Below are 13,523 nucleotides of genomic sequence, written 5' to 3' on the forward strand. Positions count from 1 at the left end.
CTTTAAACCAGATAACGTTCGCGGATAATCTTAAGGTGATGGGCCTGATGTCCGCATATTACAAATCCCATGGCCCTTGTGCTCATTTCGGAGCCACTGGCAACACCAATCCGTTTTAGCGCTTCTTCGTCAAAAGAACGGAACAAAACAAGCGTCGATTCCCGAACCACTTTATACTCCTCCAGCATATTTTTCATGGTCCGAGCACCTGCGTTGGATTGCGGTACATATATATCTTGGTCAAATCCAGCCAAAGCTGTTTTGTCGTTTCTTGCGAAACGCAAGGCTCTATATTGAAATACCCTTTCGGCATCAATTATATGCACCAAAAGTTCAGCCAAAGTCCACTTATCTTCTGCATACGCAAAGTCCATTTTAGATTCGGGGATAGTTTCCAAAAATGAAATCAGTTCATCCCTACCCTTTTCCAATTCCGAAAGCAGGGGGCCTTCCCCAACAGACTGGACATAATTGTGATAAAAGGGATTGTACTCCGAAGGTGAAAGTTCAGAAACCAACATCAGTATGTAAAAAATAAATTAAAGTTCGTTGAAAATGGTATGCATCAAACGTTTTTTGTCGTTGATACTTTCTTCAAGTGAGATCATGGTCTCCGTTCTGCTGATACCATCAATATCATCAATCTTAAAAATGATATTCTTTGCATGCGTTGTATCCTTGGCCCGTATTTTACAGAAGATATTAAATTTCCCTGTGGTAATGTGGGCAACAGTGACATAAGGTATTTGTGTCAAACGTTCCAATACAAATTTGGTTTGGTGGGTTTTTTCAAGAAAGATGCCCACATAGGCTATAAACGAGTAACCAAGTTTTACATAATCCAATGTCAAAGAAGAACCTTTAATTATTCCTGATTCTTCCATTTTCTTTACTCTTACATGGACCGTTCCTGCAGAAATCAAAAGTTTTTTGGCAATATCCGTGAAAGGTGTTCGGGTATTGTCAATTAACATATCCAAAATCTGGTGGTCTATCTCGTCTAATTTTACCTTGCTCATAGTGTGATTATTTGCAGCAAAATTAGTTAATTAAGAAATTATATTTAAAAAAAATGAGGTTTTTTTAAATAAAATGTAACATTTGTTCAAAAATGCCCGACTATTTTCTTACACCTTGAACCAAATCCAGAATTTCTTTTCTGGTAGACAGGAGATTCAAATGTTCTTTGTTAGAGCAATCAAAGGTTTCATGCCCGAAGAAATCTTCCAGATTACCAACTTCGGCCACCTCTGGATAAAACTGTATGATATTGTTGTCCAACACCTCCTTAAATCGAATACCAAGACTGACATCATCTTCCAATTTGGGGTTGAGCTTTTGGGCATTGTGAACAAGAATATCGAAAAACAATTTTCCATTCTCGGGGATATTAAAGTAATCCTCGGTTTTGAAATTCTCAATAGTCATGGTCGAAATTGTCCTGATGCCTTCTACCAGTGCATAAAAAATAAGTTCCCTTGTCTTTTCCCGATGGTAGTCATTTTCATAATGACCCGCTTCAAACAAGATGGTGGGTGCTTTCTCCATTTGAAAAGAATCGCCCACGCAATTGTCATTAAAACCATCATCATACCTCCCTACTTGCCCAGGTATCAGCTGCTGCAATTTCTCGTTCATGGCAACAATCAACCTCATTGCTGTTTCACGGGTTGGTGTAAGCTTTCGACTCTCGTCGCTGGAAGGTGACAAAAAAGAAACTGTAGCAGGCCTGTCGTTTTTTCCAACACTAAACAAGGTACGCTGATCGTGCAGGTTGAAACAGAAATTCGGTTTAAACGTATTGAAGAGTTTGCGAAGTACCTTACTCTCCGGCTGCGTTAATTGTTTTGCGTCCCTGTTTAGATCAACAGCATTTGCATTTACCCTAGTATAGTTCTCTGCTCCATCCGGATTCAAAATCGGAACAATCAGCAGCGTGCAACTTTCTAAAATGGAAGCTGCAACTTCGTTTTGGGGGCTCAGAAAATGGACCAAATCCAAAACTGCTTTGGTTGTGGTTGATTCGTTCCCATGCATTTGCGACCACATCAAAACTTTTAGCGGTCCTTTTCCGAGAGATATGGTTTTTATTTCATGACCATTAACTGATTCGCCAACTTTAGTAACTTCAAAGTTTTTCAGTTTTGGAAACCAATGTTCCTCCAACATAGTGGTAGTCACATACCGTCCAGAAATCGATTCCTCCTTAAAATCTTTATGATCAATCATTCCGCTGTCTCCTATCAAAGGTTACAAAAGTAAATCATAAAAATGTTACAATTGTAAATGATTTCAACACCATTTTTCACAAAAGTTTATCTGGAATGCGTCAATAAGTTACAGTTGTAAACAAAAATTAATAAGTTTTAGATGATGCATCATATTTCATTTATAATTAGCTATTTATACTATTTTATATAACCTTTTAATTTATAATATTAATGCATTTTGGTTTGATTCTAATTTGCCAAGACGGCTTACTTCTTTTAATTTTGACGCAACAATGAACACAATTGTGAATAACGCTATCATAGAACGAATTCGGACAATAATCAAGCATTATGGGTTGACAGTTTCCACTTTTGCTGACAAGATCGGCGTACAGCGATCTAGCATATCCCATTTGCTAAATGGAAGGAATAGACCTAGCTTAGATTTTGTCCTAAAGGTTGTTCAAACATATCCTGAGGTAAACTTGTACTGGCTGTTGAATGGCAAGGGGGAATTTCCATCCAATGAAAACATGGAACCCACCCCTCCTACCCAGGGTAAGAATCAACTGGAAAAGGTCAATCCAATTGTTGGCGAAATTCATAATCAAAAAGAAAGAGAAGCTGTGAAGATTGTTATTTTCTATTCTGATGGTTCCTTCGAATCTTTCAATGCAAAAAAAGCGTAAGACAGTCGGTCAAATTCCATTCTTTACTTTTACTTTGCATCTATGTCAAAACAGCTACTCCTTATCACAGGGTTTATTTTTATAGCTTCCTGCCAAACCCCACCGGAACGCAATTGTAATAATTTCAAGACTGGAGAATTTTCGTTTACCGCCATAATTGATGGTGAAGAGAAAACCACAACTTTTATTAGAAGTTTAGATAGGGAAGTGGATTTTTTTGAAGGCAAGCAAGATACCTCCTCGGTAAGATGGATCAATGATTGTGAATATGTTTTGAAGAATCTAAATCCAAAAAACAAAGCAGAAGAAAAATCAATCCACATAAAAATATTGACAACTTCAGATTCTTCTTATACATTTGAATACAACGCCATAGGCGATAAACGAAAATTTAAAGGAACCGCATTTAAAAAACACTGACCATGTTTGAAATTTTTACCAGCCCCGATGCCTGGATGGCATTGCTCACCCTTACCTTTTTGGAAATTATCTTAGGTATAGACAACATCATCTTTATCTCGATAGCTGCAGGAAAGCTTGAAAAAAAAGACCGAAGAAAAGCCACCAACATAGGATTGGTATTGGCCATGGGGATGCGAATCTTGTTGCTGTTTGGAATAACATGGTTGACCAAAATGAAAAAACCCTTTTTGGTTCTTGATGAAGGGTGGATAACTGGCGGTATCAGTTGGCAGGCCGTTATTCTATTTTTGGGAGGGCTTTTTCTTTTGTACAAGAGCACCAAGGAAATCCATGAGAAAATTGAAGACAGAGGACATGATGAGCGTGAAGTTACCAAATCAAGATCCTCTTCACTGACCAATGCGATTGTTCAGATAACCGTGATCAACATCGTTTTCTCTTTTGATTCCATATTGACGGCCATTGGAATGACCAATGGAATATCTCCGAATCCTACCGATGCTTTGGTATTGATGATTACAGCTGTGGTGGCTTCCGTAATTATAATGATGATTTTTGCAAATCCTGTAGGAGAATTTGTCAACAGACACCCGTCCGTACAGGTTTTAGGGTTGTCATTTCTTATTTTGATAGGCTTTATGCTGATTGCCGAGGCGGCCCACCTATCCCATTTAATTGTATTCGATAACGAAGTAGGTGCTATTCCGAAAGGGTATCTCTACTTTGCCATTTCATTTTCACTAATGGTCGAGTTCTTTGATCTTCGAATGAAAAAGAACAAGGGCAAGAGTGATGAAGTATTGGAAGAATAGCTAATTTGGCCTTTGATAAACTAATTCAGGGTGTGAAACCTTATGCTCTTCGTGAAGTTTTTGTTGCTGCTTCACGGTAAGCGTACTGCCATCATGGCTCCATCCCGGTGGGCCAAATATATACATGAGTTTATGGGATAGTTTGTTGGACTTTTTTACATCATTCCAAATATCTTTAAACTCGTGAGTGAGAATGACAACAGGGTTGTACGATTCAGGTGAATGAATTACGCCATATTTTACGTCAATATCATCGTCCAATTCCTTCCATGTCCCAAACACCTTATCAAAGATATTTAGAAAACCCCCATGGTTTTTATCCAAATATTCTACGTTTTGGGCATGGTGCACCTGATGCATTGTATGGGTATTGAAGATTTTTTCGATAAAGCCCATTTTTGGAACATAGACGGAATGCAGTTGAAATTGCCACAGTGCTTCTATTCCCAAACAAACCACTACCATTTCAGGAGGAAAACCAATAGCAGGCAACCACATGTAGAAAAGTGGTTTGTAGAGAATTGTAAACCATCCATTTCTTACGGCGGTGCCAAGATTGAAATTGTCAGATGAATGGTGTACTATATGTGCCGCCCATAATATGCGAATCTCATGGTTTGCCCTATGAAACCAGTAATAGGTAAAATCATCCGCCAATTGGCACAACAGCCAAACATACCAGGCATACCCGAAAGATTCATAGCCCAAAAGATTGGTGCGTGTCCCATCAATCACTGGGTTCCAAAACTCATATACCCACTCAAAGAGTACAATGGCAAAAATAACTTTGAAAAGTGGCCCCAAAAGTGCGGAACCAACACCCATAAAACCACTGGCTGCCAAATCCTTCCAATTGTATAGGTGGTCGTCCCCGTGCGTTTTGCTATACGTAAGTTCAACTAAAATAAAGGCAATAAAAACGGGTACGCCGTATACCAGCGGGTTTGTTAAATCCATAAAAGTAATTAAGCTTTAGGTTTGGTCTCGATAGCTTGTCCAGCAAAATAGCGGAATAATCCGTTAAAACAAAGTAGTTTGGTCAGAACCTTCATCTTTTTGATTCGGATTGTCCTTTGAAATATCAATTCGTTCTTCATCCACAACTTCAATCTCTTCAGGCACAGGCTCTTTGGGCTCCTCAAAGGGAAGTGGATCCAAAGCATTTATGTTTTTTACTTTTTCAGTGGTCAGCTGATTTCCAATGGCCTTAATCCCTTTTATAGAAATGAAGTCTTCGACATCAACCTGCTGGTTGGGCTTAGCTTCTTTTCCCCTAGGTTTGGAAAACTCTATCTCTATCACTGGCCTCCAATCGGTGGAAACCAATTCCAATACGGATTTTGGATGTTCGGAAATTACAACTTCTTCCTTGTTGGGATTCTCAATAAGGAAGCGTTTGATATAGTATCGTTCCTTCTCTCCTTCATAATGAACCACAGAAACTGGTTTTTTAGGATTCCATTTTTCCAATACTATCATATCCTCATCAAATCTTGTCAACAAATCTGGGGGTATAGTTTTCACTTTCCCTTTCTGATCTATGACCAACAATAGGTCGTCTCCCTTGAAATCGCCCAAAAGTTCGCCTCTCCCATCAACATTTAATCGGCTAACGATGTCATCGAACCAAATTTTTCTTGGTTTGAGGGTGGAAACTCCCTTTTCTTTAAGCTCAATCCTTTTGACAGGGTATTTGGTGACAAGATTTCCTTTGGATGCCCTACCTTTTATCATCAAATCGGCAAAATCAAGGTCCCATTTCAACTTTTTGATACTACCAGATTGACGAAGCAATACAGTTATCACTTCAGCCTCTCCATTTGGGTTTGCAGAAAAGTAAAGCACCTCAGCTGAAGTTTTTCCTCCCGCAAGCTCATACATTTTATCGCGAGTCACTCCACTAACATTAAATCTTTTGATGTAACTGGGACCTCCCCTGCCATCTTTATAAATCATATTATAGGTGGTGCGCTTGTCCTTCTTTTTAAAGACACCAACATGTATTATGTTCTTGCCAACAAACGTTTTGGAATCGACCTTGGTCACCATCATCTCCCCTTTTTTGGTGAATACTATGATGTCGTCTATATCGCTACAATCCGTAACATACTCATCGCGACGCAGTGATGTACCGATAAATCCTTCTTCTCGATTGACATATAATTTGGTGTTACGAATTACCACCTTGGTCGCCTCGATATCGTCGAATATCTTGATTTCAGATTTTCGCTCGCGTCCTTTGCCGTATTTCTTTTTGAGCTCCTTGAAATAATCAATGGCAAAATCCACCAAATGTTCCAAATGGTGTTTGGTCTGGGCAATTCGCTCATCCAAGCTTTCAATAAGCTGTTGGGCTTTTTCCAAATCAAACTTGGAAATCCGTTTGATTCGAATTTCGGTCAGCCTGACAATATCTTCTTCAGTAACCGCTCTTTTCAAGTTTGTTACATGGGGCTTCAATCCTTTGTCAATCGCGGCAATTACCCCTTCCCAGGTTTCCTCCTCTTCAATATCTCGATAGATTCGATTCTCGATAAAAATTCGTTCCAGGGAAGCAAAGTGCCATTGTTCTTCCAATTCCCCTAATTGGATTTCGAGCTCCGCTTTGAGCAATTCAACGGTATAATCCGTAGAGCGCACCAACATTTCATGTACTCCAATAAACAGGGGTTTGTTATCCTCTATGATACATCCCAATGGAGAAATGGAGGACTCACAGGATGTGAAAGCATATAGCGCATCAATGGTCTTATCTGGTGATATGCCACTTGGCAAATGAACCAAAATCTCAACTTCTGCAGCAGTGTTGTCCTCAATCCTTTTGATCTTGATTTTACCCTTATCATTGGCTTTTAATATCGAATCAATTAAGGATGACGTATTGGTGCCATACGGTATCTCTTTAATGACCAAGGTGTTTTTATCCAAGGTTGATATCTTGGCCCTTACCCGAATCTTTCCGCCACGTAGACCCTCGTTATAATTGGTGACATCAATGATTCCTGCAGTAGGAAAGTCTGGAAATAACTTAAAACGCTGTCCTTTCAAGTGCTTGATCGAGGCATCAATCAGCTCATTGAAATTGTGTGGTAATATCTTGGTTGAGAGTCCCACCGCAATACCTTCTGCTCCCTGAGCCAGAAGCAAGGGGAATTTCACAGGTAGATTTACAGGCTCCTTTTTACGGCCATCATACGAAAGCTGCCACTCGGTAATCTTGGGGCTATAGACCACATCAAGAGCGAACTTGGAAAGTCTCGCTTCGATATATCTCGATGCTGCCGCTCCATCTCCGGTAAGGATGTTTCCCCAGTTACCCTGGGTATCAATCAATAAATCTTTCTGACCAATTTGTACCATGGCATCCGCTATACTGGCATCGCCATGGGGGTGGTATTGCATTGTGTGCCCAACTACGTTGGCAACTTTATTGTACCTACCATCATCCAGCTCCTTTAATGCATGCATAATACGACGTTGCACCGGCTTAAAACCATCTTCGATGGCCGGAACCGCACGTTCTAAAATCACATAGGAAGCATAGTCCAAAAACCAATCCTTGTACATACCGGTTACCCGGGTAAGTGTATCCTGGGGATTTTCTTGGCTCTCTAGACCTTCATCATTCAATTCTTCGTTCTCTTCCATTTAGAAGGAATGCATTTATTTGGTTTATAGTTGCTTTTCTTCAACTAAATCAAGTTCTACTTTAAGATTTTTTATAATGAATTCTTGACGATCAGGGGTATTTTTACCCATGTAGAATTTTAACAAACTATCAATGCTCATCGCTTTATCCAGCATTACCGGTTCCAAACGAATATCATCTCCTATAAAGTGCTGGAATTCATCCGGAGAAATCTCACCCAACCCCTTAAATCGGGTTATTTCTGGTTTACCAGTAAGTTTTTGAATCGCGTTTCGCTTTTCTTCCTCACTATAGCAATAAATAGTTTCCTTTTTATTTCTAACCCTAAAAAGCGGGGTCTGTAAAATATACAGGTGGTTTTCCTTGATCAGCTCGGGGAAAAATTGAAGAAAGAAAGTAATGAGCAACAAGCGAATATGCATACCATCCACATCGGCATCCGTAGCTATTACAATATTGTTGTATCGAAGGTCTTCCATCGACTCTTCGATGTTCAGCGCAGCCTGAAGCAAATTGAATTCCTCATTCTCATATACAATCTTCTTGGACATCCCATAAGAATTCAAGGGCTTTCCACGCAAACTAAAAACAGCCTGGGTATTCACATCCCTTGATTTGGTAATGGAACCTGAAGCTGAATCACCCTCTGTGATAAACAGGGTGGATTCCAACCTTCTATCCTTCTTCATATCCTGTAAATGAATACGGCAATCCCTTAGCTTTTTGTTATGCAGACTTGCTTTTTTAGCCCGCTCCCTTGCCAGTTTTCGTATACCTGAAAGTTCTTTGCGTTCTTTTTCTGCCTGAACAATCTTTCGTTGTAAGGCATCGGCGGTTTCCTGATTCTTATGAAGAAAGTTATCAAGATATTTTCCTATAAAATCATTGATATAAGTTCTCACCGTGGGCAATTTGCCACCCATGTCCGTAGAACCTAACTTGGTCTTAGTCTGACTTTCGAAAACCGGCTCCATTACTTTAATGGATACGGCAGATATTATCGATTTCCGGATATCGGATGCATCGTAGGTTTTACCGTAAAAATCCCTCACGGTCTTTACAATTGCTTCTCTAAATGCTGCTTGGTGGGTCCCGCCCTGGGTTGTATGCTGCCCGTTGACAAAAGAATGATACTCCTCGCTGTATTGGGTCTTACTATGGGTTATTGCCACTTCTATATCATCTCCTTTTAGGTGAATAATAGGATATAGAAAATCTTCCTGATTGTTGTTATCCTCCAATAAATCCTTTAGACCATTTTCTGAATGGAATTTTTCACCATTGAAGACAATCGTAAGTCCTGGATTTAAATATACATAGTTTTTGAGCATGCGTTCCACATACTCATTACGATACTTGTACTTTTTGAAGATGGTCTCATCTGGAGTAAAGCTTACCTTGGTGCCTCGTCTTCTCGAAGTTTCATCCAAAAGCTCCTCGTTGACCAAGTTTCCGGTCTCAAATTCTGCAGTTTTTGATTTACCATCACGATTGGATTCTACCTTGAAGTAAGTTGAAAGCGCATTTACCGCTTTGGTACCAACCCCGTTTAATCCGACCGATTTCTTAAAGGCCCGTGTGTCGTATTTTCCACCGGTATTCATTTTGGAAACAACATCCACCACCTTTCCCAGTGGAATTCCACGTCCGTAATCCCTAACATGGACAACATTTTCCCGAATATTGATCTCGATGGTCTTACCTGCACCCATGACAAACTCATCGATACAGTTATCGATAACCTCCTTAAGGAGAATATAGATTCCGTCATCCGCAGAAGAACCATCTCCGAGTTTACCAATGTACATTCCAGGGCGCATACGGATATGCTCCTTCCAATCCAACGAACGTATGTTGTCTTCTGTATACTGGGTTTGTGCCATTAGTAAGGGTTAATCCTCGCTAATATAAAATTTAGAGATAAAAATAAAAGTGTGGACAAGGGAAAGTAATCAACAAATACTGTTGATATACCTATATTCTGTTATACATTAAAACGAAAATGCATGACATCCCCGTCTTTTACAACGTATTCCTTCCCTTCTACTCGCATACGGCCCGCTTCCTTTACTTTGGTCTCACTGCCATAATCTAGATAATCAGTATAGGAAATGACCTCCGCGCGGATAAAGCCTTTTTCAAAATCGGTGTGAATGACTCCTGCGGCCTGAGGAGCGGTCGCTCCCACTGGAATGGTCCAAGCCCTTACTTCCTTTTGTCCTGCGGTAAAGTAGGTTTCCAAATCCAATAATCTATAGGCCCCACGAATAAGCTTTGCAGAACCAGGTTCTGTCAATCCGAGGTCTTCCAAGAAAAGTTGTCGTTCTTCATAAGTTTCCAGCTCCGTAATATCCGCTTCCGTTCCAACGGCAAGGAAAATTACTTCTGCATTTTCATCAGCAACAGCCTCCTTTACTTGTTCAACATAGGCATTGCCTTCCGCCGCGGCATCTTCATCCACATTGCAAACGTACATCACTGGTTTGTCCGTAATCAATTGTAAAGGTTTAACATAGGCATCTCTATCCTCCTCACCTACTGTTATGGCCCGAACAGACGTTCCAGCTTCCAAACCTTCCTTTAAAACATTTAAGACCGCTTCTTCCTTTTGAGCTTCTTTGTTTCCTGTTTTGGCAGCGCGCTTTACCTTATCCAATTTCTTCTCAACACTTTCCAAATCCCTTAGTTGAAGCTCCATATCAATGGTTTCCTTGTCCCGCATAGGGTCCACGGATCCATCAACATGAACGATATTGTCATTGTCAAAACACCGAAGCACATGCAAAATGGCGTCAGTTTCCCGGATATTTCCCAAAAACTGGTTCCCTAATCCTTCTCCTTTGCTGGCTCCTTTGACCAAACCGGCAATATCGACAATCTCAACAGTTGCAGGAATAACCTTTTCTGGATTTACCAAGTCTTCCAATTTTTCCAATCTTGGGTCAGGAACATTTACCACCCCAATATTTGGTTCGATGGTACAGAACGGAAAATTGGCGCTTTGCGCCTTCGCATTGGACAGACAATTAAAGAGCGTTGATTTTCCAACATTGGGTAATCCTACAATACCAGCTTTCATTCAAAAGATATTAGATGTCAGATTTCAGTAATAAGTCATCAGATTCTCGTTTATCCTCTTTGCTTACTGAACATTGACAATTGTTCATTGATTTAAGGCTGCAAATATAAGTTGAAGTTTTAGATAGAAAACTATGTTTAAAGAAGCTAAAAGCCTTTTATCAACATATACAGGCCAATTACAAAGATGGCGATGATACCTAAAATGGCCAGTACCGAAAGTATACAGCCGGCATTTTTCCAAAATCCTTTGTACTCCTGTTCCTTTTCCTCCATAGTTTCATTTTGCAAAATCATGCAAAAATAACAAGAAATAGTAGGATACAATTCTTTGGCGATATCGAAATTAACCCCTAGGTTCGCATTTCAATTTTTTAAATTTGGGTTATGGCCAAAATTACCGTTCAAGGAATCCTCTATGATGAAAAATCCTCATTTTTAAGAGGCCCTGGTCTAGCTCCGGCGTTAATTCGGGAAGCATACCATAGTCACTCCGCCAATTATTATGCAGAGGACGGCAGTCTTATAGCACCAGAATTGTTTGAGGATACAGGTGACCATGACATCAAAGATTATTTTGATATCTCCAAGACAACTTCAAAAAACCTGGAGATGGGAAATCCCGTCATAACCTTCGGTGGGGACCATTCCATAACCTTTCCCATTATCCAAGCATTCCATGCGATCCATGGGAAGTTGGATATTTTACATATTGATGCTCATGGTGATCTATATGAAAATTTTGAAGGTGACCCCTATTCCCATGCCTGCCCTTTTTACAACATCATGAAGAACGGACTTGCCGAAAATTTACACCAAGTCGGGATCCGAACTTTAAACGATACACAACGGGCGAATGCCAAAAAGTTTGGCGTGAAAATCAATGAAATGAAGGATTTTGAAGCTTTCAAAATGCCTGAATTCAAAAATCCCGTATACCTTTCTTTGGATATGGATGCCCTTGATCCGGCGTTTGCTCCAGGAGTCTCGCATCATGAACCTGGTGGCCTAAGTACACGACAAGTAATCGATATTATTCAGAAAATTGATGTTCCCATAGTGGGCGCGGATATCGTAGAATACAATCCAACACGAGACATCAACAAGATAACCGCTATGGTCAGCGCAAAATTATTTAAGGAAATTGCTGCTAAAATGCTTTAGTAGCTACCCTTCAGGGTGCATAAACCTCTGCTTCCCTAGAAGTACATCCTCAGACTCTTCCCTGTCCTCATCGGGAACACAGCAGTCCACAGGACATACCGCAGCACATTGCGGCTCTTCATGGAAGCCCATGCATTCTGTACATTTATCAGGAGCTATATAATAAATCTCGTCGCTAATGGGCTCTTGCACCTCATCCGCATTTACCGCTTTGCCATCAGGAAGCACAACATCCCCCACCAAAGAAGTTCCATCACTGTATCTCCACTCATCAGCCCCCTCATAAATTGCAGTATTCGGGCATTCTGGTTCGCAAGCTCCGCAGTTAATGCATTCGTCTGTTATGATAATTGCCATAATTTTCCTTTTCCGTTATGCCGAAATCATTTCAGCATGCTTACTTTTGGAGGACAAAAATAAACCCTACCAAATTAGTGTACAAATATAATGACGGCAGATAACCAAAGATTGAAAGCTTTTGTTAAACTTGGAAATTATCTTAAGGAATTTTGTGAAAATCACAATTCAGATTCCGAAGGAATCTTTGCATCATTTAATGATGTCCTGGTCAGGGCGGAGCAACAGAATTCATGGTTTACCAAGGAGAATCTTTTGTATACACTGGAACATTGGTCACTGTTGCTGACAGAGGAAAATCTGATGCAATGGCTTTCAAAATACACTTTCGCCAAGGAGCAAAAACCTAAGACCATTGGCGTGGTAATGGCAGGCAACATTCCACTTGTAGGGTTCCATGATTTCATTTGTATTCTGCTTTCGGGCAATAAGGTGCTAGCCAAGACATCTTCGAACGACAATGTTTTGCTACCGTTTTTATCGGATTTTTTAATGCAGGAAGATCAAAGTCTTCAAGGTTCCATAGAATATACAGAAGGCAAGTTTGAACATTTTGATGCCGTAATTGCAACTGGTAGCAACAATACCAGCCGTTATTTTGAATACTACTTTGGTAAAAAGCCAAATATTATTAGAAAAAACAGGAATGCCGTTGCCATCTTGACAGGAAATGAGTCCGAAGAGCAGCTAACAGCACTGGGAGAAGATATTTTTAGGTACTACGGATTGGGGTGCCGGAATGTCTCCAGAGTTTACATCCCCCAAGACTATGATTTCGACAAGCTCTTTAATGCCTTATTCTCGTTCAAAGATATAATCCATCAAACCAAATATGCCAATAACTACGATTACAACAAGGCGGTTTATTTGATGAGCGGGTTTAAAATTCTGGACAATGGATTTTTGATCTTAAAAGAGGATGCAAGCTTTTCCTCACCTATTGCATCCCTATTTTATACCTTTTATAATTCGGAAAGTGATCTGAAGAACGAATTGACAAGCAAAGCCGAGGATATTCAATGTATAGTGTCGGATGGCTTGTTTGACAATGAAATTGCATTCGGTCGAACCCAAAAACCTAAATTGGATGATTATGCCGATGGCGTCGATACCATGAAATTCTTGTTGGAACTTTAGCCAA

General features: G+C 40.1%; 14 protein-coding genes. 5 read left to right on the forward strand and 9 right to left on the reverse strand.

Annotated elements, in window-relative coordinates:
• Positions 1-2: 2 nt before the first annotated feature.
• The 3 genes from ACULLH_RS13190 to ACULLH_RS13200 form a co-directional block, all read right to left on the reverse strand.
• On the reverse strand, positions 3-521 hold the full coding sequence (locus ACULLH_RS13190; protein WP_454089223.1) for a DinB family protein: 519 nt from the start codon (positions 519-521) through the stop codon (positions 3-5).
• An 18-nt stretch (positions 522-539) separates the two neighbouring features.
• Complete coding sequence (locus ACULLH_RS13195; RefSeq protein ID WP_454089224.1) at positions 540-1,019, reverse strand: Lrp/AsnC family transcriptional regulator; 480 nt, start codon at positions 1,017-1,019, stop codon at positions 540-542.
• 100 nt (positions 1,020-1,119) lie between these two features.
• The gene (locus tag ACULLH_RS13200; protein ID WP_454089225.1) at positions 1,120-2,229 is read right to left on the reverse strand and encodes a M14 family metallopeptidase; all 1,110 of its coding nucleotides are present in this window, start codon (positions 2,227-2,229) and stop codon (positions 1,120-1,122) included.
• Positions 2,230-2,503: 274 nt separating this feature from the next.
• Between ACULLH_RS13200 and ACULLH_RS13205 the strand changes: the two genes are divergently transcribed.
• The 3 genes from ACULLH_RS13205 to ACULLH_RS13215 are packed head-to-tail and all read left to right on the forward strand — an operon-like array spanning position 2,504 to position 4,134.
• The gene (locus ACULLH_RS13205; RefSeq protein ID WP_454089226.1) at positions 2,504-2,899 is read left to right on the forward strand and encodes a helix-turn-helix domain-containing protein; all 396 of its coding nucleotides are present in this window, start codon (positions 2,504-2,506) and stop codon (positions 2,897-2,899) included.
• A gap of 42 nt (positions 2,900-2,941) precedes the next feature.
• Positions 2,942-3,319, forward strand: a complete 378-nt coding sequence (locus ACULLH_RS13210) for a DNA topoisomerase IV (RefSeq protein WP_454089227.1) — start codon at positions 2,942-2,944, stop codon at positions 3,317-3,319.
• A 2-nt stretch (positions 3,320-3,321) separates the two neighbouring features.
• A complete protein-coding gene (locus ACULLH_RS13215; protein WP_454089228.1) occupies positions 3,322-4,134 on the forward strand; it encodes a TerC family protein in 813 nt (270 codons plus the stop codon).
• Here ACULLH_RS13215 and ACULLH_RS13220 read toward each other — a convergent pair whose 3' ends face one another.
• The 5 genes from ACULLH_RS13220 to ACULLH_RS13240 all read right to left on the reverse strand — a co-directional run bounded on the left by ACULLH_RS13220 (position 4,135) and on the right by ACULLH_RS13240 (position 11,137).
• Positions 4,135-5,091 (reverse strand): sterol desaturase family protein, encoded by a 957-nt coding sequence (locus tag ACULLH_RS13220; RefSeq protein ID WP_454089229.1) that lies wholly within the window; start codon positions 5,089-5,091, stop codon positions 4,135-4,137.
• Between the two features lie 63 nt (positions 5,092-5,154).
• The gene (locus tag ACULLH_RS13225) at positions 5,155-7,782 is read right to left on the reverse strand and encodes a DNA gyrase/topoisomerase IV subunit A (RefSeq protein WP_454089230.1); all 2,628 of its coding nucleotides are present in this window, start codon (positions 7,780-7,782) and stop codon (positions 5,155-5,157) included.
• Between the two features lie 24 nt (positions 7,783-7,806).
• Entirely contained in the window at positions 7,807-9,666 is a 1,860-nt protein-coding gene (locus tag ACULLH_RS13230; protein WP_454089231.1) for a DNA topoisomerase IV subunit B, read from the reverse strand.
• Between the two features lie 101 nt (positions 9,667-9,767).
• A complete protein-coding gene (gene ychF / locus ACULLH_RS13235; RefSeq protein ID WP_454089232.1) occupies positions 9,768-10,862 on the reverse strand; it encodes a redox-regulated ATPase YchF in 1,095 nt (364 codons plus the stop codon).
• Positions 10,863-11,008: 146 nt separating this feature from the next.
• On the reverse strand, positions 11,009-11,137 hold the full coding sequence (locus ACULLH_RS13240) for a hypothetical protein (protein ID WP_454089233.1): 129 nt from the start codon (positions 11,135-11,137) through the stop codon (positions 11,009-11,011).
• A gap of 111 nt (positions 11,138-11,248) precedes the next feature.
• Between ACULLH_RS13240 and speB the strand changes: the two genes are divergently transcribed.
• Entirely contained in the window at positions 11,249-12,025 is a 777-nt protein-coding gene (gene speB, locus ACULLH_RS13245; RefSeq protein WP_454089234.1) for an agmatinase, read from the forward strand.
• A gap of 3 nt (positions 12,026-12,028) precedes the next feature.
• Here speB and ACULLH_RS13250 read toward each other — a convergent pair whose 3' ends face one another.
• On the reverse strand, positions 12,029-12,382 hold the full coding sequence (locus ACULLH_RS13250; RefSeq protein ID WP_454089235.1) for a 4Fe-4S dicluster domain-containing protein: 354 nt from the start codon (positions 12,380-12,382) through the stop codon (positions 12,029-12,031).
• A 90-nt stretch (positions 12,383-12,472) separates the two neighbouring features.
• Between ACULLH_RS13250 and ACULLH_RS13255 the strand changes: the two genes are divergently transcribed.
• Positions 12,473-13,519, forward strand: a complete 1,047-nt coding sequence (locus ACULLH_RS13255; RefSeq protein ID WP_454089236.1) for an acyl-CoA reductase — start codon at positions 12,473-12,475, stop codon at positions 13,517-13,519.
• Positions 13,520-13,523: the final 4 nt, after the last annotated feature.

Source organism: Flagellimonas sp. 2504JD4-2, assembly GCF_053642935.1.